The organism is uncultured Sphingomonas sp. (assembly GCF_937859915.1).
GTDB lineage: Bacteria > Pseudomonadota > Alphaproteobacteria > Sphingomonadales > Sphingomonadaceae > Solisphingomonas.
This window is the reverse complement of record NZ_CALMAW010000080.1, coordinates 12,268-32,639: the sequence shown is the minus strand read 5'-3', so window position 1 is coordinate 32,639 and position 20,372 is coordinate 12,268. Positions and strand designations below refer to the sequence as shown.

The 20,372-nt window shown below is 67.7% G+C and carries 12 protein-coding genes and 1 pseudogene (1 of these 13 running past the window's edge); 6 read left to right on the top strand and 7 right to left on the bottom strand.

The annotated features are described in order from the left end of the window. The 5 genes and pseudogenes from Q0326_RS10335 to Q0326_RS10315 all read left to right on the top strand — a co-directional run. A pseudogene (locus tag Q0326_RS10335) lies at positions 1-2,479 on the top strand (multidrug efflux RND transporter permease subunit) (it extends 686 nt beyond the left edge of the window). Then, complete coding sequence (locus tag Q0326_RS10330; RefSeq protein ID WP_298689829.1) at positions 2,476-4,077, top strand: TolC family protein; 1,602 nt, start codon at positions 2,476-2,478, stop codon at positions 4,075-4,077. The pseudogene Q0326_RS10335 and the gene Q0326_RS10330 overlap by 4 nt, the downstream one beginning before the upstream one ends. Positions 4,078-4,367: 290 nt before the next feature. Then, on the top strand, positions 4,368-5,639 hold the full coding sequence (locus tag Q0326_RS10325) for a 3-methyl-2-oxobutanoate dehydrogenase (2-methylpropanoyl-transferring) subunit alpha (protein ID WP_298689827.1): 1,272 nt from the start codon (positions 4,368-4,370) through the stop codon (positions 5,637-5,639). A gap of 172 nt (positions 5,640-5,811) precedes the next feature. After that, positions 5,812-6,816 carry an alpha-ketoacid dehydrogenase subunit beta gene (locus Q0326_RS10320; RefSeq protein ID WP_298689854.1) on the top strand — a complete coding sequence of 335 codons (1,005 nt, stop codon included), beginning with the start codon at positions 5,812-5,814 and terminating at the stop codon, positions 6,814-6,816. A 4-nt stretch (positions 6,817-6,820) separates the two neighbouring features. Next, positions 6,821-8,164, top strand: a complete 1,344-nt coding sequence (locus tag Q0326_RS10315; protein ID WP_298689824.1) for a dihydrolipoamide acetyltransferase family protein — start codon at positions 6,821-6,823, stop codon at positions 8,162-8,164. A 97-nt stretch (positions 8,165-8,261) separates the two neighbouring features. Here Q0326_RS10315 and Q0326_RS10310 read toward each other — a convergent pair whose 3' ends face one another. Then, positions 8,262-9,524 carry a multidrug effflux MFS transporter gene (locus Q0326_RS10310; protein ID WP_298689822.1) on the bottom strand — a complete coding sequence of 421 codons (1,263 nt, stop codon included), beginning with the start codon at positions 9,522-9,524 and terminating at the stop codon, positions 8,262-8,264. A 200-nt stretch (positions 9,525-9,724) separates the two neighbouring features. Then, a complete protein-coding gene (gene glk, locus Q0326_RS10305) occupies positions 9,725-10,702 on the bottom strand; it encodes a glucokinase (RefSeq protein WP_298689820.1) in 978 nt (325 codons plus the stop codon). A gap of 245 nt (positions 10,703-10,947) precedes the next feature. On the opposite strand from glk, the gene Q0326_RS10300 reads away from it, so the two are divergent. Beyond that, the gene (locus Q0326_RS10300) at positions 10,948-12,045 is read left to right on the top strand and encodes a PepSY-associated TM helix domain-containing protein (protein WP_298689818.1); all 1,098 of its coding nucleotides are present in this window, start codon (positions 10,948-10,950) and stop codon (positions 12,043-12,045) included. 46 nt (positions 12,046-12,091) lie between these two features. On the opposite strand, the gene Q0326_RS10295 is transcribed toward Q0326_RS10300, so the two are convergent. From Q0326_RS10295 to tkt, 5 genes are read right to left on the bottom strand one after another with little or no spacing between them, the layout of a single operon-like run. Further along, positions 12,092-12,919: an HAD family hydrolase gene (locus Q0326_RS10295; protein WP_298689816.1), complete on the bottom strand. Its 828-nt coding sequence runs from the start codon at positions 12,917-12,919 to the stop codon at positions 12,092-12,094. Next, entirely contained in the window at positions 12,916-14,394 is a 1,479-nt protein-coding gene (gene zwf, locus Q0326_RS10290) for a glucose-6-phosphate dehydrogenase (protein WP_298689814.1), read from the bottom strand. The genes Q0326_RS10295 and zwf overlap by 4 nt, the downstream gene beginning before the upstream one ends. Beyond that, positions 14,394-15,371, bottom strand: a complete 978-nt coding sequence (gene gnd, locus Q0326_RS10285; protein ID WP_298689812.1) for a phosphogluconate dehydrogenase (NAD(+)-dependent, decarboxylating) — start codon at positions 15,369-15,371, stop codon at positions 14,394-14,396. The genes zwf and gnd overlap by 1 nt, the downstream gene beginning before the upstream one ends. A gap of 24 nt (positions 15,372-15,395) precedes the next feature. After that, a complete protein-coding gene (locus Q0326_RS10280) occupies positions 15,396-18,269 on the bottom strand; it encodes a bifunctional transaldolase/phosoglucose isomerase (protein WP_298689811.1) in 2,874 nt (957 codons plus the stop codon). After that, the gene (gene tkt / locus Q0326_RS10275; protein WP_298689810.1) at positions 18,269-20,359 is read right to left on the bottom strand and encodes a transketolase; all 2,091 of its coding nucleotides are present in this window, start codon (positions 20,357-20,359) and stop codon (positions 18,269-18,271) included. Before tkt ends, Q0326_RS10280 begins: the two co-directional genes overlap by 1 nt. Between the last annotated feature and the right edge of the window lie 13 nt (positions 20,360-20,372).

Sequence of the window (20,372 nt, the reverse complement as noted above, 5' to 3'; positions counted from 1 at the left end):
GGGCCGGCTGACCACGCCCGAGGAATTCGGCGACATCATCCTCAAACGGCGTGCCGATGGCGGCCTCACCCGGTTGCGCGACATCGCCCGGATCGAACTCGGCGCGCAGGACTATACCACCAACGCCTATGTCAACGGCGAGCCCGCGGTCGTGCTCGGCATCACCCAGCTGCCCGGCACCAACGCGCTGCAGGCGTCCGAGGCGATCCATGCCGCGCTCGAGGACATGAAGAAGAGCTTCCCGCCGGGTATGGGCTATTCGATCCCCTACCATCCGACCGACTATATTGCGGAGTCGATCAAGGAGGTGAAGCACACGCTGTTCGAGGCGCTGGTGCTGGTGGCGCTGGTGGTGCTGCTGTTCCTGCAGAGCTGGCGCGCGGCGATCATCCCGATCATCGCGATCCCGATCTCGCTGATCGGCGCGTTCGCGGCGATGAAGGGCTTCGGCTTCAGCTTGAACTCGCTGTCGCTGTTCGGGCTCGTGCTCGCGATCGGCATCGTCGTCGACGACGCCATCGTCGTGATCGAGAATGTCGAGCGGCTGATGGAGGAAGAGGGGCTGACCGCCCGCGAGGCCGCGCACAAGACGATGGACGAAGTGTCCGGCGCGCTGATCGCGATCATGCTTGTGCTGTGCGGCGTGTTCATCCCGACCGCCTTCATCCCCGGCATTTCGGGCCAGTTCTACAAGCAGTTCGCGCTGACGATCGTGTCGGCGACCGCCTGCTCTGCGTTCGTGTCGCTGACGCTGTCGCCGGCGCTCGCCGCGATCCTGCTGAAACCACGCCACCGCGACGCCGCCGTGCCCGCCGGGCCGCGCGGCTGGGGCCGCCGCTTCGCCAACGGCTTCAACAACACGTTCGACAAATTGTCGGACCGTTATGGCCGGCTGACCGGCAAGCTGGTGCGCAAGCTCGCGCTGGTCGGGATCGCCTATGTCTGCCTGATCCTGCTCGCCGGCTGGCGCTTCAACGCAACTCCCACCGGCTTCATCCCCGCGCAGGATCAGGGCTATCTGATCAACGCGATCCAGATGCCGCCGGGCACCAGCCTCGAGCGCACCAGCGCGTTCATGCGCAAGGCGATCGCGCTGACCAAGACGATCCCCGACACGCAGGACAGCGTGGCCTTCGCCGGCTTCGACGGCGCGACCTTCACCACCGCCCCCAATGCCGGCGTCGTGTTCGTCACGCATAAGGATCAGGTCGACGGCAAGCGCGTCGTCGCCGACGACTATGCCAACATCCTGCGCAAGACCTTCGCCAAGCTGACCGAGGGCGCGATCCTCGTGATCCCGCCGCCGCCCGTCCAGGGCATCGGCACCGGCGGCGGCTGGAAGATGGAGATCGAGGACCGCAACGGGCTGGGCTATCCCGCGCTCGCCAAGGCGGCGATGGGGATGATGATGGCGGCGAACGGTGCCGAGGGCATCACCTCCGCCTTCACCACCTTCAACACGCGCACCCCGCGTCTCACCGCCAAGATCGACCGCGAACATGCCGAACAGCTCGGCGTGCCGGTGACCAGCGTCTTCTCCGCGCTCGGCACCTATCTCGGCTCGACCTATATCAACGACTTCAACTATCTTGGCCGTACCTGGCGGGTGACCGCGCAGGCCGACGCGCGCTTCCGCCAGCAGACGTCGGACGTCGAGTCGCTGCGCACGCGCTCGTCGACGGGCGCGATGGTGCCGCTCGGCTCGGTGCTGACGCTCGAGAACGACACCGGCCCGTATCGCGTCGTGCGGTACAATCTCTATCCCTCGGCCGAGCTCCAGGGCGATGCCGCGAAGGGCTATTCGTCGGGTCAGTCGCTCAAGACGATGGCGGGCCTCGCCGGCAAGATCCTGCCCAAGGGCATGACCTATGAATGGACGGATCTGGCCTATCAGCAGCAGCAGGCGGGCAATACCGGCATCTATGTGTTCGGGCTGGCGGTGCTGTTCGTCTTCCTGCTGCTGGCTGCGCAATATGAGTCGATCGTGCTGCCGCTCGCGGTGATCCTGATCGTGCCGATGTGCCTGCTCGCGGCGATCATCGGGGTCGACCTGATGGGAATGGACAACAATGTGCTCACCCAGATCGGCCTCGTCGTGCTGATCGGTCTGGCCGCCAAGAACGCGATCCTGATCGTCGAGTTCGCGCGCCAGGGCGAGGACGAGGGCCTGTCGCACCGCGAGGCCGCCGAGCGCGCCGCGCATCAGCGGCTCCGCCCGATCCTGATGACCTCGATCGCGTTCATCCTCGGCGTGCTGCCGCTCGTGATCTCGCGCGGGCCCGGCTACGAGATGCGCGAGGCGCTGGGTGTCGCGGTGTTCTTCGGGATGATCGGCGTGACCCTGTTCGGCCTGCTGTTCACGCCGAGCTTCTATGTGATCACCAAGATGCTTGGCGAGCGCACCACCGAATGGTCGCGGCGGATGCGGCGCAACCGGCGCCGGCCGGGCGACCCGATCGCCGAGGGAGAGCCGGCATGATGCGTTCGCGCCGGCTCCGCGCCGCAACCGCGCTGCTGCCCTTCGCGGCGCTCGCCGCCTGTGCGGTCGGCCCCAATTATCACACGCCGACCATCGTCCCCGAGGCGAAGCAGCCCTTCGCCGAGGGCCAGGCGCGCACGATGCTGTCGGGCCAGCCGCTGCCCGACAAATGGTGGGAGATGTATCAGGATCCGGCGCTCGATCGCCTGATCGCCGACGCCTTCGCCTACAATACCGACATCCGCCAGGCGGCCGCCAATTTGCACCGGGCGCGCGCCGCGCTGTCCGAGCAGAAGGCGGGGCGCCTGCCGACGACTAGCGTGTCGGCCGGCTACGATCGTGTCCGCGTCGGCGCGGATAGCGAGTCGAGCGGGACGTCGACGACGACGGTGGGTGCGACCGGCACGACCGGCGCCGGCGGAACGGGATCGACCGCGACCACCGGTACGACCGGGGCCACCGGGACGATCATCGGCGGCAATGTCAGCCATTATGATTTCAACTATTTCCAGACCGGCTTCGACGCGAGCTATGAGGTCGATCTGTTCGGCCGCGTGACGCGCTCGATCGAGGCGGCGCGCGCGGATACGCAGGCCGCGCAGGCGGCCCTCGACGGTGCCCGGATCTCGATCGCGGCGCAGGTCGCGCAAAGCTATGCCGATGCCTGCGGCTATGCCGCCCAGGCCGATGTCGCGCGGCAGACCGCGGCGCTCGAAGGCCGGACCCGCGACCTGACGCAGCGGCTGCTCGATGCCGGCCGCGGTACGCGCCGCGACGTCGATCAGTCGGCGGTGCTCGTCGAACAGGCCAATGCCCAGGTGCCGCAACTCGAGGGCGAGCGCCGGGTGCAGCTCTACGCGCTCGCTGCGCTCACCGGGCGGACGCCGTCGGAGGTGGATGCGACCGCCGCGCAATGTCGGGCCGTGCCCAAGGTCAAGACGATCATCCCGATCGGCGACGGCGCCCAACTGCTCGCGCGCCGCCCCGATGTCCGCCAGGCCGAGCGGACGCTTGCGGGCGATACCGCGCGGATCGGCATCGCGACCGCCGCGCTGTTCCCGTCGGTCACGCTCGCCGGCTCGGCGACGCTGGGGGCGCCCAAGATCGGCAATATCGGCAAGTCCGCGTCGTTCAGCTATTCGCTTGGGCCGCTGATCTCGTGGAGCTTCCCCAACATCGCGGTCGCCGAGGCGCAGATCCACGAGGCGCGCGGCACGGCGGAAGGCTCGCTCGCCGCCTTCCAGGGCACGATCCTGACCGCGCTCAAGGAATCCGAGCAGGCGCTGGCGCGCTATGCTGCCGCGCTCGACCAGAATGCGGCGCTCGGCCGTGCCGAGGCTGCGGCCGCGGACGCGGAAAACCTGTCGCAGATCCGCTTCAACACCGGCCGCGACAATTTCCTCAACCTGCTCGTCTCGCAGCAGGATCTGGCGCAGGCCCGCGAGGCGCTGGCGCAGTCCGACGCCGCGGTCGCCGATGCGCAGGTCTCGCTGTTCAAGGCGCTCGGCGGCGGCTGGGAGAATGCGCCGCCGATCGCCTATGCCTCGCCTGGGGCCGAGGGTGGCAACAAGTCGGTGCTGGGCGTGTCGAAGCCCTGACCTCGTCAATCCTCCCCAGCTTTGCTGGGGAGGGGGACCGCGCGCGTAGCGCGTGGTGGAGGGGCGGCTGGCCACGGGCGCGGCGCTCGGAGCTTTCCCCTCCACCACCGCCTGCGGCGGCGGTCCCTCCGCCCCGGGCAGGCTTGGGGACGACGGAGGGCGCCGCAAGCATATTGCGCGCCCGCACAATATCGTTACGTTGCCCTCTTCCCCGCCCGGGCGATCGCCGCTAGGGAGCGGAACAGGGTCGCGCGGCGTTTCCGTCCTGCGAACTCGTGAGGAGGATCAGGATGGTCGACGAGGCGGGCCGCAATCTCCGGCCGCTGACGCTGCATGTGCCCGAGCCGAAATACCGGCCCGGCGACACGGTGTCGTTCGACGACATGGTCTTCCCGGCCGCCGGCAGCGTCGCGCGGCCGCCGGTCGATGCCGATCCGTCCAGCCTGCGCGACCTGCCCTATACGCTGATCCGCGTGCTCGACCCGAACGGCCAGGCGGTCGGCGAGTGGAACCCGCGGCTGCCTGCGGACCGGGTGATCCGCATCCTGCGCGGGATGATGCTCACCCGCATCTATGACGACCGCATGTTCCGCGCGCAGCGCCAGGGCAAGACCAGCTTCTACATGAAGTGCACCGGCGAGGAGGCGGTCGCGGTCGCCGCCGCCGAGGCGCTCGACCGCGACGACATGTGCTTTCCCTCCTACCGCCAGCAGGGTCTGCTGATCGCGCGCGACTGGTCGCTGGTCGACATGATGTGCCAGGTCTATTCGAACGGCGGCGACCGGCTCAAGGGCCGCCAGCTGCCGATCATGTATTCGGCCAAGGACGCGGGCTTCTTCTCGGTTTCGGGCAATCTCGGCACGCAATATCCGCAGGCGGTCGGCTGGGCGATGGCGAGCGCCGCCAAGGGCGACACGCGGATCGCCGCGAGCTGGGTCGGCGAGGGAACGACCGCCGAGGGCGATTTCCACGCCGCCTGCACGTTTGCCAGCGTGTTCCGCGCGCCCGTCATCCTCAACATCGTCAACAACCAATGGGCGATCTCCTCCTTCGCAGGCTTTGCGGGCGGCGAGTCGACGACCTTTGCGGCGCGCGGCCTCGGCTACGGTATCGCCGCGCTGCGGGTGGACGGCAATGATCCGCTTGCGGTCTATGCCGCGACCGAATGGGCCGCCGAGCGCGCGCGCACCAACAGCGGCGCGACGCTGATCGAGCATTTCACCTACCGCGTCGAAGCGCATTCGACCTCGGACGATCCGTCCGCCTACCGTTCGTCGGAGGACGCGCTGCAATTTCCGCTCGGTGATCCGATCGAGCGGCTCAAGACGCATCTGATCGCGATCGGCGAATGGGACGAGGACCGCCACGAGGCGCTGAAAGCCGAGCTTACGGCCGGCGTCCGCGAGGCGGGGCGCGAGGCCGAGAAGCTCGGCGTGCTCTCGGGCACGGCGTTCAACCATGGCTTCGAGACGATCTTCGAGGACGTGTTCGAGACGATGCCCGCCCACCTCAAGGAACAGAGCGACTGGATGGCCGAAGAGCGACGGGTGGCAGGGGTATGATGAGCTACGAAATCCTCCCCGCGCGAAGCGGGGGGAGGGGGACCGCCGCTGTAGGCGGTGGTGGAGGGGCGGCGCCACAGGCGCTGCGCGTGGAGCGCTTCCCCTCCACCATCCGCTGCGCGGACGGTCCCCCTCCCCATCCGCGATGGGGAGGATGGTTCGCATGACCCGCATGAACATGATCCAGGCGATCAACAGCGCGATGGACGTCGCGATGGACCGCGATCCCGACGTGCTCGTCATGGGCGAGGACGTCGGCTATTTCGGCGGCGTCTTCCGCGCGACCGCGGGACTGCAGAAGAAGTACGGCAAGACGCGCTGCTTTGACGCGCCGATCAACGAATGCGGCATCATCGGCGTCGCGGTCGGCATGGCGGCCTATGGTCTCAAGCCCGTCCCGGAGATCCAGTTCGCGGATTACATCTACCCCGGCATGGACCAGCTGATCTCGGAAGCCGCGCGACTGCGCTATCGTTCGGGCGGCGAGTTCACTTGCCCGATCACCGTGCGCACCCCCTTCGGCGGCGGCATCTTCGGCGGCCAGACGCATTCGCAGTCGCCCGAGGGCATCTTCACCCACGTCAGCGGATTGAAGACGGTCGTCCCGTCCAACCCCTATGACGCCAAGGGGCTTTTGATCGCCGCGATCGAGGATCCCGACCCGGTGCTCTTCTTCGAGCCCAAGCGGATCTACAACGGCCCGTTCGACGGCCATTATGATCGTCCGGTCTCGCCCTGGTCGAAGCATGACTCGTCCGAGGTCCCGGAGGCCTATTACACCGTGCCGCTCGGCAAGGCGGCGATCGTCCGCGCGGGCGAGGCGGTGACGGTGCTGTGCTACGGCACGATGGTGCATGTCGCGCTCGGCGTGGTCGCAGAGGCGGGCGTGGATGCCGAAGTGATCGACCTGCGCACGCTGGTGCCGCTCGACATCGACACGATCGTCGCCTCGGTCGAGAAGACCGGGCGCTGCATGATCGTCCACGAGGCGACGCGCACCTCGGGGTTCGGCGCCGAGCTGTCGGCGCAGGTGCAGGAGCGCTGCTTCCACCATCTCGAGGCGCCGATCGAGCGCGTGACGGGGTGGGACACACCCTATCCGCACAGCCTCGAATGGGCCTATTTTCCGGGGCCGGTGCGGCTCGGCCAGGCGCTCCGGCGCGTGTTGAAGGATTGATCGCATGGCGCGCGTGAACTTCCGCCTCCCCGACATCGGCGAAGGCATCGCCGAGGCCGAGATCGTCACCTGGTACATCCAGGTCGGCGACATGGTCGAGGAGGACCAGCCCGTCGCCGACATGATGACCGACAAAGCGACCGTCGAGATGGCGGCGCCAGTGACCGGCCGCGTGATCGAGATCGCGGGTGCGGTCGGCGACCAGATCGCGATCGGCTCGACGCTGGTGGTGTTCGAGACCGACGGCGAAGCCGGCGCGGCGGAGGCTACCGCCTCGGCGCTCGGCGACGGGCCCGAGGCGGCGGACGCGACGCCGCCGGTAAACGCGGCGGTGACACCCGCCCAGCCCACCACCGTTCGTCCTGAGCCTGTCGAAGGACGGGCTGCGAACGCAGCGCCCGAAACACGTGCTTCGACTTCGCTCAGCACGAACGGGGGAGAGGGTGCGTCCTCAAATGGGGCAGGGGGCGCTCGGAAGGCGCTCGCCTCGCCCGCGGTCCGCCAGCGTGCCAAGGATCTCGGTGTCGATCTCGCCGACATCAAGCCCGCCGCCGGCGATCGTATCCGTCATGCCGATCTCGACGCCTTCCTCAAATATCAGGGCGGCGCCACGGCTTCGGCGGCCGCCCGCGCCCCGATGGCGTCGGGCGACGACGGCATCGAGGAGATCAAGGTCGTCGGCCTGCGTCGTCGCATCGCCGAGAACATGGCCGAGGCCAAGCGCCGCATCCCGCATTTCGCCTATGTCGAGGAGCTCGACGTCACCGCGGTCGAGGCGCTGCGCCAGGCGATGAACGCCGAGCGCGGCGAGCGGCCCAAGCTTACCATGCTGCCCTTCCTGATGCGCGCGATGGTCAAGGCCGCCGCCGCCTTCCCGATGGTCAACGCGCGCTACGACGACGAGGCCAATGTCGTCAGTCGCTATGGCGCGGTGCATCTCGGCATGGCGACGCAGACCGACGCCGGCCTGTCGGTGCCGGTGATCCGCGACGCGCAGACGCGCGACGTCTGGGCGCTCGCCGCCGAGATCGTCCGGCTCGCCGACGCGACGCGGCGTGGGAAGGCGACGCGCGAGGAGCTGTCGGGCTCGACGATCACGCTGACCTCCTTGGGCGCGCTCGGCGGGATCGTCTCGACGCCGGTGATCAACCGGCCCGAGGTCGCGATCGTCGGCGTCAACCGCATGGTCGAGCGGCCGGTGGTGATCGAGGGCCGGATCGAGGTGCGCAAGATGATGAACCTGTCCTCGTCCTTCGACCACCGCGTGGTCGACGGGATGGACGCCGCCAAGTTCATCCAGGCGGTCCGCCGGCTGATCGAGGTGCCGGCGCTGCTGTTCGCGGACTGAACGCTCGCCGGTCGTCCTGAGCGAAGTCGAGGGACCTTGGTCGGGATTGCGTTAGCGTGTCTCGACTTCGCGCGACACGAACCGGGATGGGACCGCCTCAGCCGCCCATTTGCGGGTGGAACATCCGGCCGCGCTCGGTCCATAGGATGACCAGGATGCCGAGGCAGCCGGTGATCGCGAAGCCGGCGGTCATCGGCAGTGTCGTCCCGTCGAATTGCTGGCCGATCAGCGTGCCGAGGATCGAGCCGCCGACCATCATCACAAACCCCTGCACCGAGGCGGCGGTCCCTGCCAGCGAGGCGAGCGGCTCCATCGCGATCGCGCTGAAATTGCCCATCGACAGCCCGAAGCAGAACAGCGCGATCGCCTGGAAGGCGCCGAAGGTCCAGATCGATTCCCCGCCGCCGAGCACGACGAGCAGGTGGATGATCTCGGCGACCGTCATGCCGACGATCGCGGCATGGCCGAGCCGGCGCGTACCCAGCCGCTCGACCAGCCGCGAGTTGATCAGCGACGCTACGCCCATGGCGCCCGCGATCACGGCGAAGACCGGCGGCATCAGCTTAGGGGCATGGAAGATGTCCGCGAACACCTGCTCGATCGAGCTGATGAAGCCGAGCAGCGAGCCCTGCAGCAGCGCCTGGACGATCATGTAGCCGCCGGCCTGCCGCGTGGTCAGTGCGGTCCAGAAACCGACCAGGATCGATCGCGCCGCGATCGGCCGGCGGAAATCGGGATGCAGCGTCTCGGGCAGGCGCAACCCCACCCAGATGAACACGACGACCGCAAACGCCGCCAGCGCGAGGAACAGACCGCGCCACGGGAAGACCAGCATGATCAGCTGCCCGATCGATGGCGCCAGCACGGGCACGGCAAGGAAGATCATCATCGCGAGCGACATGACTCGCGCCATCTGCCGGCCGCCGTAGCAGTCGCGCACCATCGAGGTCGCGACCACCCGCGTCGCCGCGATCGAGGCGCCCTGCAGCACGCGCAAGGTCAGCAACACCGCGAAGCTCGGTGCGAAGGCGATGCCGACGCAGCAGATCGCATAGCCGACCATGCCGCCGAGCATCAGCGTCTTGCGGCCATAGCGATCCGACAGCGGCCCATAGATGATCATCGCCACGCCGAAGCCGAGCACGAACGAGGTGATGATCCACTGCCGCTCATTCTCGTCGGCGACACCCAGCGAATGGCCGATCGCGGGCAGCGCGGGGAGCATCGTGTCGATGCCGAGCGCCATCATCGCCATCATCGCGGCGATCATGCCGACGAACTCGCGGAAGCCGATCCCGGCGTGCGGGCTTGCGGCGACGACGTGCGGGGTCATCTCTTTGGGGGTGCTGACTGCGTCCACGCCGGAGCCCTTACGCCAAGCGGCGCGTCTGGCAAAGTGCCATGCTGCGCGTGCGAAGGGGAGAGAAGGGAAAAGCGGATCGCGACATTATCGGTCATTCCCGCGCAGGCGGGAACCCATACACGCCGCGCTCGACGATCTGACGCCGCGTCTATGGATCGCGGATCACGTCCGGGATGACGAAGAATAAGTCGAGCGCCTTACCCCTTGAGATGCCGTTCGACGAAGGCGGCGGCGGCGCCGAGCAGGCCGGGCTGTTCGTAGGTGATCAGCTTGACCGGGATCTTGGCCATCCGCGCCTCGAACCGGCCCTTCAGGATATAGCGGCCGGCGAAGCCCGACACCGGCAGATGATCCTTGATGCGGACGCCGACGCCGCCGGCGATCACCGTGCCGCACCAGGCGCCGTGCGCCAGCGCGAGATCGCCCGCGACCGAGCCCAGCGACAGGCAGAAGCGGTCGAGCGCGGCGGAGGCGAGCACGTCCGAGCCGCCGAGCGCGGCCTTCCACAGCGTGCTGTCGTCACCGACCGGCACGGTGCGCCCCTCGATCGCGGCGAGCGCCTCGTAGATGTTGGCGAGGCCTGGCCCCGAGCAGACCCGCTCGATCGAGACGCGGCGATAGCGCGCGCGCAGGCGCACGAGGATCTGGTCCTCGAGCTTGTCGAGCGGGGCATAGTCGATGTGGCCGCCCTCGGTCTCGACGACGCTGACCTGGCCGGCGTGGCGATGGAGCTGGGCGACGCCGAGCCCGGTGCCAGGGCCGACGATGCTGATCGTGCCTTCGGCGCCGAAGGGCTCGTCTGGCCCGCAAAGATGGAGCAGATGCTCGGGTTTCAGATGGCTGACCGCATAGCCGATCGCGCCGAAATCATTGACGATCTCAAACCGGTCGAGCCCGAGCACCGACGGGATCAGCGCGGGGCGCACCACCCACGGGCTGTTGGTGAGCTTGAGCACCTCGCCGTCGACGGGGCCCGCGAAGGAGATCGCGCCATCGCGGGGCAGGGGGCGGCCGATCTTCTCGGCGAACGCCTCCCAGGCGCTGCGCAGGCTGGCATAGGCGTGGGTGGGGAGCGTGACGACCTCGCCGAGCTCGATCGAGCGGTCTTCCTGGACCGTCGCGATCGCGAAGCGAGCGTTGGTGCCACCGATGTCGACGGTAACCAGTTCAGTCAATGCGCCTCTCCCTTGTCGTCCGGCCTGTCATGCGGTCACCGTCGAAGATGGCCCGCTCTAGCATCGGCCAACGGCGCGTGACAGCGCTTGTCAATCTGGAGGCGCATCGAATTGGGGCGCCTGCTGCGGTCGTTTGTGCCGGGATCGGCCGCGTGGTCAACGCCCGTGGTGTCCGCGCCGATTGACGGCGCGATGGCGGCCGTGGCAGCGCCCGCAGGATCGGGCAATCGCGGGGCAGAGATCGAATGGCACGCCGGCAGACGCTGCGCCGCGCATGGTGGCAGATTCACAAATGGACCGGGCTGAGCCTGATGATCCTGCTGATCCCCCTGGGGCTGAGCGGCGTCGTCCTCGCCTGGGACGATGCCATCGACCAGGCGCTCAACCCGCAGCGCTATGCGGTGCACGGGACTGCGACGCAGCCGCCGTCCGTCTACGCCGCGGCGGCACGGCGGGCGCTGCACCCCGACGAGCACATTGCGACGATCCGCTATCCCGACGGCGCGGGTCCGGTGATCGTGCTCGCCAGCAGGGTCGCGACCGCCGGCGCACGGCACGGACCGCCGCTGCGGATCAGCCTGTGGCTCGATCCGGTCGATGCGCATCCGCTCGATCTGACGCGCGGCGACCGCGGATTCGTGCGGATCGCGCATAATTTCCATGGCAGCCTGTTCGTCCCCGGCGTCGGCCGTGCGGTGGTCGGGCTGCTCGGCGTTGCGATGTTCCTGATGGCCGCCGGCGGGGTGTGGCTGTGGTGGCCGACGGTCGGACAGGTCTCCGCGGGACTGCGGTGGCGGCGCGGGGATCGCAAGCTCGATACCAATCTCCACCACCGCGTCGGCTTCTGGATCGCGCTGCCGCTTGCGTTCCAGGCGGTCACCGGGGTGTGGATCGCCTGGCCGCAGATGATCGCGGCGGTCGGGCTCGCCGCGCCGCCGCGCGGCGGCATGGCCGACCGCATGCGCGCGGTGCCGCTCGAGCACACCGCGCTGACCCCGGACCAGGCGCTGGCGGCGGCCGAGGCGGTCGTGCCTGGCGCGCCCGCATCGATCGCCTGGCCGGCGGGCAAGGATGGCCCGTGGCGGCTCTCGATCTCGGCCGCAACGGGACCGAGCGATGTCACCGTTGACGATGCGACCGGCGCGGCAACGGTCGCGCCGCCGCGCGGCGGGCTGGCGCTCCCGGTGCGTCATCTTCACGACGGCAGCACGCTCGGCATCGGATGGCGGGTGGTGATGGTCGCCTGGGGCGTCGCGCCGACGCTGCTCGGGATCACCGGCCTGCTGATGTGGTGGCGCGGCCGGCGCTGGCGGTCTGAGCCGGCGCGGCGCACGGCGCGCTGATCGCTTCGCATTCTCCCCATCGCCGACAGGGAGAAGGAAAAGGTCCTTACAGCCGGTGCTTCGCCGCCTCGGGCAGCAGGATCCGGTCGATCGCCTTCGCCACGCCGTCCTCGTCGTTCGACGCGCTGACCCAGTCGGCCTCGGCCTTCACTTCGGCGGGTGCCTGGCCCATCGCGATCGCGATCGCGGCCTTCTTGAGCATCGGTATGTCGTTGGGCATGTCGCCGATCGCGGCGGTCTCGGAGAGCGGAATGTCGATCGCCGCGCACAGCGCGATGATGCCGTCGCCCTTGTTGGCGAGCGGATGGGTGATGTCGCAATAATAGGTCTGCGAACAGGACACTTCGGCATTCTCGCCGAGCGCCGCCTGCGTATCATCCTTGAGCTTGGCGATCAGCGCGACATCGTCGCTGACCCCGACGATCTTGTCGATCCGCCCGTGCAGCGCCTCGAAGTCGTTGCCGACGATCGGCTCGACCATCGCCGCCTTGCGCTCGTGGGGGACGTGCGGGTTGGTGTCGTCGGTCGCATACCATTTGCCGTCGGCGAACGCCCAGGTGGCGGCGCCACTCTTGGCGACGATGTCGATCGCGGTGCGGCTCGCCTCGGCCGAGAGGTGACGCGCGGTCAGGATGTCGCCCGAGGGCATGACCAGCGTGCCGCCGTTGAACGCGCCGAGCGGTGCGGTCAGCCCCAGCGCCTTGGCCATCGGCAGGATGCCCGAGGGCGGCCGCGCGCTGATCAGCGTCATCGTCAGGCTCGCCTTCTCGAGGCGGTGCGCGGCGTCGACGGTGGCCTCGGCGAGGCTCTTGTCCTTGCGTACCAGCGTGCCGTCGACGTCGGACACGAGCAGCCGGATGGGATGCTCGCTCAATCTATCGGATGCCATGTGCGATCGTCCCTTGTCATCAGCGCATCGGCGCCGGCCGGCCCGGCGGAGCCGGGTTCATACTCTTCTGGCGCGCCGTCCTTGCCCCACAGGCGCAGGATCGGCTCGACGATCGCCCAGCCGCGCTCGACCATGTCGGCGCGCTGGAACAGCGACTGGTCGCCGATCAGCACGTCGTAGAGCAAGGTCTCGTAGCCGGTGCGCTGGCCGAGATCGAACGCGTCCTTGTAGCGGAAGTCCATGCTCACGCGCGCGGTGTCGACCACCGGCCCCGGCTTCTTGGCGACGAATTCGAGGTCGATCCCCTCATTGGGCTGGATCTGGATGACCAGCTTGTTGGGCGGGATTTTGGTGATGTCGGTGTCGCGGAACATCGCCAGCGCATTATGCTTGAACTGGATCACGATCTCGGTGTCGCGCGCGGTCAGCGCCTTGCCGGTGCGCAGATAGAACGGCACGCCCGCCCAGCGCCAGCTGTCGACGAGCAGTTTCAGCGCAACATAGGTCTCGGTGCGGCTGTCCTTGGCGACATCGGCGGCCTTGAGATAGGCGCCGACCGTCTTGCCGCCCGCGCTGCCCGCCGCATAGCGGCCGCGCACCGCCTGTTTCTTCGCCTCGGCATTGGTCGGCACGCGCACCGCATCGAGCAGCTTGGCCTTCTCGTTGCGCACCGCTTCGGCGCCAAAGCTGTTGGGCGGCTCCATCCCGACCATCGCGAGCAGCTGGAAGAGATGGTTGGGCACCATGTCGCGCAGCGCGCCGGTGGCGTCGTAGAAGGCGCCGCGCGTGCCGACGTCGACGGTCTCGGCGGCGGTGATCTGGACATGATCGACATAGCGGTTGTTCCACACCGCCTCCATGAACGCGTTGCCGAAGCGTGCGACCATGATGTTCTGGACCGTCTCCTTGCCGAGGAAATGGTCGATCCGGTAGATCTGCGTCTCGTCCATGACGGACAGAAGTTTCTTGTTGAGCGCCTTGGCGGAGGCGAGATCGTGGCCGAAGGGCTTCTCGATCACCATCCGGCGGAAGCCGCTTTTCTCGTCGAGCATGCCCGCCTTGGCGAGCTGCTCGGCGATCGTGCCGAAGAAGCTCGCGGAGGTCGCCAGATAGAAGGCGACATTGGCGTCGCCGGCCATCTGCTTGGCGAGATTGGTGTAGGTCTCGGGGTCGTCGAAATTGCCCGAGACATAGGAGACGCGCTTGCGGCGCGTGCCCCACGCCTTCTTGATCGCCTTGTCCTTGAGCTCGAGATGCTCCTCGAGCTGCGTCTGGATGCCCTCGTCGGGGCCGCGGCTGACGACGACAATGTCGAGCGCGTCGCCGATCAGCCCGTCGCGCGTCAGGTTGACCAGCGCGGGCGTGAGCAGGCGGCGCGAGAGATCTCCCGCGCCGCCGAAGATCACCAGCGTCGCGGGCGGGGCGGGATCGCCCGCCGCGACGGTCTTGGCTTTCGCCATTATTGCGGCATCTCGACATGCCCGCCGAAGCCGTGGCGCATCGCCGAGAGCAGCTTGTCGCCGAAGGTGTTGTCGCTGCGCGAACGGTAGCGCGCGAACAGCGCGGCGGAGAGGACATAGGCGGGCACCGCCTCTTCCATCGCCGCCTGGATCGTCCAATTGCCCTCGCCGGAATCGGCGACGACGCCGCTATAGTCGGTGAGATCATGGTTGGCGTAGAGCGCGTCCGCGGACAGATCGAGCAGCCAGGACGAGATCACCGAGCCACGGCGCCACACTTCGGCGATGTCGGGGAGGTAGAGATCGAAGCGCTCGTCCTCGGGCAGCTTGTCGCTATTCTTGGTCTTGAGGATGTCGAAGCCCTCGGCATAGGCGGCCATCAGGCCATATTCGATGCCGTTGTGGACCATCTTGACGAAGTGGCCCGCGCCCGCGGTGCCGGCGTGGATATAGCCCTTCTCGGGGGCGGTCGCATCGCCCTCGCGGCCGATCGTGCGCGGGATGGTGCCGAGCCCGGGCGCCAGCGCGTCGAAGATCGGGTCGAGCCGGTCGACGACCGCCTTGGGGCCGCCGATCATCATGCAGAAGCCGCGCTCCAGACCCCAGACGCCGCCCGAGGTGCCGACGTCGACATAGTCGATGCCCTTCTCGACCAGCGCCTTCGAGCGGCGGATGTCATCCTTGTAGAAGGTGTTGCCGCCGTCGATGATCGTGTCGCCCTTTTCGAGCAGGCCCGACAGCGTCTCGACCGTGTCCTCGGTGATCTTGCCCGCGGGCAGCATCACCCAGATGTGGCGCGGCGCCGCCATCTTGCCGATCACGTCGGCGAGCGCGGGCACGCCGACCGCGCCCTTTTCGACCACCTTGGCAACGGCCTTCGGGTCCTGGTCGAACGCCACGACCTCATGGCCGTGGTTCATCAGGCGGTTGGCGATACCCGCACCCATACGGCCGAGGCCGATCATTGCGATCTGCATGTCGTTGCGTTCCCGTGTCAGAGATTAAGAGTTCGCGGCGTCCAGCGCGCGGCCGAGCGCGTCGAGCCCGGTCTTGTCGTCCTTGAGATGGACGCGCAGCACGCGCTGGCCGCGTGAGGCGAGCACGTCGAGATCGCCGCGCGCCTGCGCCACCTGCACCGTGCCGAAGCTCGCGCGCTTGCCCGGGATCGCGATGTCCTGGCTGGGCTCGCGGGTGATCTCGAGGAAGATGCCCTCCTTGGGGCCGCCCTTATAGGCCTGGCCCGTCGAATGGAGGAAACGCGGGCCGAAGCCGGCGACGGTCGCGATTGTGTGCGTGTCGCGGACCTTGACGCGCATCGCCTCGATCGCCGCCTCATGCGCCGCGTTGCGTTCGCAATAGACGAGGAACCCGGCATAATCCTTGGGCTTGGCGGTGCCGAAATGGGCCTTCAGGATCGCCGTCGCATCGTCGCCTGCAATCGCGCTTGGCGCGAAGAAGGCGAAGTCGCTGTCCTCGAAGAAGGCGGTTTCGGGCTCGAGCTGACCCGACTCCTCATATTTGTCGATCAGCTGGCGCGTCTGGATCTTGGCGTCCTCGACATCGGGCTGGTCGAACGGATCGATCCCGATCACCGCGCCGGCGACCGCGGTTGCGACCTCCCAGCGGACGAACTCCTGGCCAATATCCTCCTTGGTCTGGAGCACGATCGTGACGATCGGATGGCCGGCGGCCTTGAGCGCATCGAGCTTGGCGTGGTCCGCGTCCATCTCGTCGCCCTCGAGGTGGAGATGCACGAACAGCCGGTCGTTCCCGTAAACCGACGGAGGTCCAAGCGGCTCGAGGTCGACAGGCACAATGCCCTTGCCCTGCTTGCCCGTGGATTCGGCGAGCAGCTGCTCGAGCCACGAGCCGAACGGCTTGAGCGTGGGCGAGGGGACCAAAGTCAGCTTGTCGCGGCCGTGGACCGCGGCGGTGCCGATGATCGCGCCGAAGTGGACGCCGGGGTTGGAGGCGGGCGGCGCATCGGGGCCGACCGAATTGACCATCGTCTTGATCCGCTCGAACCAGGCGCCGGTGTCGATGCCGATCGCGGCGGCGGGCACCATCCCGAAGGCCGAGAGCACCGAATAGCGGCCGCCGATCGCGGGATCGCCGTAGAAGATGTGCGCGAAGCCGTCCTGCTTGGCGGTCGCCTCGAGCTTCGAGCCGGGATCGGTGACCGCGACGAAGCGCGGACCCGCCTTGCCTTCGCCCAGCGCCTGCTCGACGCGCGCGAAGAAATAGGCGCGCAGCAGTTCGGGCTCCATCGTCGAGCCCGATTTGGACGAGACGATGAACAGCGTGTTGGCGGGATCGATCGCATCGGCGACGGTCGCGACCTGGCCCGGATCGGTGCTGTCGAGCGCGTGCAGCTTGGGCGAGCCCTGCGCCGAACCCAGGATCCGGCCGATCACCTCGGGCCCGAGGCTGGAGCCGCCCATGCCGAGCAGGACGACATCCTTATATTGCTTGGCCTCCTGGCGCAGCTGGGTGAGCGCGGTCTCGTCGACCTGCTCGCCCTTGGCGGCGGCCAGCCAGCCGAGCCACTTGGCCTCGTCGCCGCCGGTCCACATCGACGCATCGTGCGCCCACAGCTTGCGCGACCAGCCTTGCTTGCGCGCCTTTTCGATCGTCTCCTTGACGGCCGCGGCGAGATCCTCGGGCAGATCGGCGGTCATCGTGTCGAGCTTCTTGCCAAGGAATTGCGCGCGCTTGTCGGCGACCGCGCCGTAGAGCGAATCCGCCGCATCGGCGAAGCTCTCGACGCCGCTCTCGACGAGGCTGGCGGTGACGCCGGGCAGATCGAGCCCGAGCCGCTCGGCCTCGCTCAGGACTTTCTTGGCGCCGTCGAGATCGGTGGTGATCGCCTCGGCGGTCTCGCCATGGTCGCGGAACGCGTCCATCGTCTTGGGCGGCATGGTGTTGACCGTGTCGCGACCGATCAGCGTCTCGACATAGAGCACGTCCGAATAGCTCGGATCCTTGGTGCCGGTCGATGCCCACAGCAACCGCTGCGGCATCGCGCCCTTGGTGGCGAGCGCCTGCCAGCGCGGCGAGGCCGAGACTTCGAGATAATGCTGATAGGCCATCTTGGCATTGGCGATCGCGACCTTGCCGCGCACCGCCTTGAGCGCCTCGACATCGTCGCCGCCGGCCTTGATCTTCTCGTCGATCGTCTTGTCGATCGCGCCGTCGATGCGGCTGACGAAGAAGCTCGCGACCGAGGCGATCTTGTCGACCGGCTCACCCTTGGCGACGCGCGACTCGAGGCCGGCGATATAGGCCTCGAGCACCGCCTTATAGGCATCGACCGCGAACAGCAGCGTGACATTGATGTTGATGCCGTCTTCGATCGCCATCTGGATCGCGGGCAGGCCGGGCTTGGTGCCCGGGATCTTGACCATCAGATTCTTGCGGTCGACCGTCTTCCACAGCCGGCGCGCGGCGTTGATCGTGTCGTCGGTCGCCATTGCGAGATAGGGCGAGACCTCGATCGAGACATAGCCGTCCTTGGCGTCGAGCGTTTCGTACACCGGGGCCAAGGTATCGCAGGCGTCCCGGATGTCGGCGATGGCGAGCATCTCATAGCTGGTCTCGACGGTGGCGTCGGCCTCGTCGATGTCCTTCTCGAGCTGCTCGTCATAGGCGTCGGAGTGGCCGATCGCCTTCTCGAAGATCGTCGGGTTGGAGGTGACGCCGGTCAGGCCGTCCTCCTCGACGAGGCGCTTGAGGCCGCCCTCGCGCATGAACTTGCGATCGACGAAATCGAGCCAGACGGCCTGTCCGGCATTCTCCAGCGCATGCAGACGGTTGGTCACGGGTCCGGTCTCCTTGTCGTCAGCGCGGTCGGCGATTGCGTCGATCGGGTCGCTCATCATTTGGTCCTTTCCATCACGTCGCGTGCCACCTTGATGACATTGTCGACGGAGAAGCCGAATTTATCCGCGAGCTTGGCGATCGGTGCCGAGGCGCCGAAGGTCGACATGGTGATCGTCTCGCCGTCGAAGCCGACATAGCGATCCCAGCCGAACTCGCTGCCCATCTCGATCGCGACGCGCGCGCGGACCGACGGCGGCAGCACGCTGTCCTTATACGCCTTGTCCTGCACCTCGAAGCGATGGAAGCTCGGCAGCGAGACGACGCGCGCGTTGGTGCCGCCTTCCTTGAGTTTTTCCGCCGCCGCGACCGCGAGGCCGAGCTCGGTGCCGGTGGCGATCAGGATGACGTCGGGCTCGCCCTCGTCCTTGGTCACGACATAGCCGCCCTTGAGCAGGCCTTCAGCGGAGTTATACTTACTGCGGTCAAGCGTCGGCATCGGCTGGCGCGAGAAGACCAGCACGCTGGGCGTCTTCTGCGCGTCGAGCGCGGCCTTCCAGGCATAAGCGGTTTCGTTGGCGTCGCCGGGGCGGATCGTGTCGAGGCCGGGAACGGCGCGCAGCGAGGCGAGCTGCTCGATCGGCTGGTGCGTCGGGCCGTCCTCGCCGACGCCGATCGAGTCGTGCGTGAACACGAAGATCGTCGGCACCTGCATGATCGCGGCGAGCCGCAGCGTCGGGCGCATATAGTCCGAGAAGACGAAGAAGGTGCCGGTGTAGGAGCGCAGATAGCTGAGCGCCATGCCGTTGGCGGCGGCGCCCATGCCATGCTCGCGGATGCCGAAATGCATGTTGCGACCGTCATAGCTCTTCGCCTCGAACGAGCCGGCATCCTTGATGTCGGTCTTGGTCGAGGGCGAGAGATCGGCGGCGCCGCCGACCAGCCAGGGAATGGCGGGCGCGATCGCGTTCAGCACCTTTCCGCTCGCTTCGCGGCTCGCCATGCCCTTCGCGTCGGCATCGAAATGCGGGAGCGCGGCGTCCCAGCCGTCGGGCAGTTCGCCCGCGAGCATCGTGTCGAGTTCGCGCGCAAGATCGGGATATTGGGTGCGGTAGTCGCCGACCAGCTTGGTCCAGGTCGCGCTCAGCTCGCTGTTCTTCGCCATCGACTGCTCGAAATGCGTCTTGGCTTCGGGCGGCACGAGGAACTGCGCGTCCTCGGGCCAGCCATAGCTCTTCTTGGCGCCGCGGATCTCGTCTTCGCCCGGCGCGTCGGAGTGCGCCTTGTGCGTGCCGGCGCGCGTCGGGAAGCCGATGCCGATCACCGAGCGCACCTCGATGAAGGTCGGGCGGTCGGTGGTCGCCTTGAATTCCTCGATCGCCTTGGCGAAGGCCTGCGTGTCCTCGGCATCGTCGATCAGGATCGTGTGCCAGCCATAGGCCTTGAAGCGCTGGATGACGTCCTCGTCGAAGGCGAGCTGCGTGTCGCCCTCGATCGTGATGTTGTTCGAATCGTAGACCCAGCAGAGGTTGACGAGCCGGAGGTGGCCCGCGATCGACGCCGCCTCGGAGGCGACACCTTCCATCATGTCGCCATCGGACGAGAAGACATAGGTGTCGTGGTCGAAGATTTCGAAGCCGGGCTTGTTGAAGTGCGACGCCAGCCAGCGCTCGGCGATCGCGAAGCCGACCGAATTGCCGCAGCCCGCGCCAAGCGGACCGGTCGTGGTCTCGACGCCGGTGGTGTCGCGATATTCGGGATGGCCCGGCGTCTTGGAGGAGAGCTGGCGGAACTGCTTGATGTCGTCGAGGCTGACCGCGGCGTCGCCGGTCGGCTTGCCATGCTCGTCGACCTCGATCGTGCCCGAGAGATGGAGCAGCGAATAGAGCAGCATCGAGGCGTGGCCGCACGACAGGATGAAGCGGTCGCGGTTGGGCCAGAGCGGCGCCTTGGGGTCGAAGCGCAGGAATTTGGTCCACAGCGTCTCGGCGATCGGCGCCAGCGACATCGGGGTGCCGGGGTGGCCGCTGTTGGCCTTCTGCACGGCGTCCATCGCCAGGGTACGAATGGTGTCGATGGCGAGACGGTCGATCGAGCCGTCCTCCGTCACCTGATGGGAGGGACGGGCTGCGGTATCGGTATCGCTCATCGGTTAATCCCCG

Bases quoted from the DNA above. Each gene is read 5' to 3' on its own strand.
- Q0326_RS10320 (WP_298689854.1), top strand. From the start codon at position 5,812: ATGAACATGATCCAGGCGATCAACAGCGCGATGGACGTCGCGATGGAC.
- Q0326_RS10280 (WP_298689811.1), bottom strand. From the start codon at position 18,269: ATGAGCGACCCGATCGACGCAATCGCCGACCGCGCTGACGACAAGGAG.
- zwf (WP_298689814.1), bottom strand. From the start codon at position 14,394: ATGGCGAAAGCCAAGACCGTCGCGGCGGGCGATCCCGCCCCGCCCGCG.
- tkt (WP_298689810.1), bottom strand. From the start codon at position 20,359: ATGAGCGATACCGATACCGCAGCCCGTCCCTCCCATCAGGTGACGGAG.
- Q0326_RS10315 (WP_298689824.1), top strand. From the start codon at position 6,821: ATGGCGCGCGTGAACTTCCGCCTCCCCGACATCGGCGAAGGCATCGCC.
- Q0326_RS10330 (WP_298689829.1), top strand. From the start codon at position 2,476: ATGATGCGTTCGCGCCGGCTCCGCGCCGCAACCGCGCTGCTGCCCTTC.
- gnd (WP_298689812.1), bottom strand. From the start codon at position 15,371: ATGCAGATCGCAATGATCGGCCTCGGCCGTATGGGTGCGGGTATCGCC.
- Q0326_RS10325 (WP_298689827.1), top strand. From the start codon at position 4,368: ATGGTCGACGAGGCGGGCCGCAATCTCCGGCCGCTGACGCTGCATGTG.
- Q0326_RS10300 (WP_298689818.1), top strand. From the start codon at position 10,948: ATGGCACGCCGGCAGACGCTGCGCCGCGCATGGTGGCAGATTCACAAA.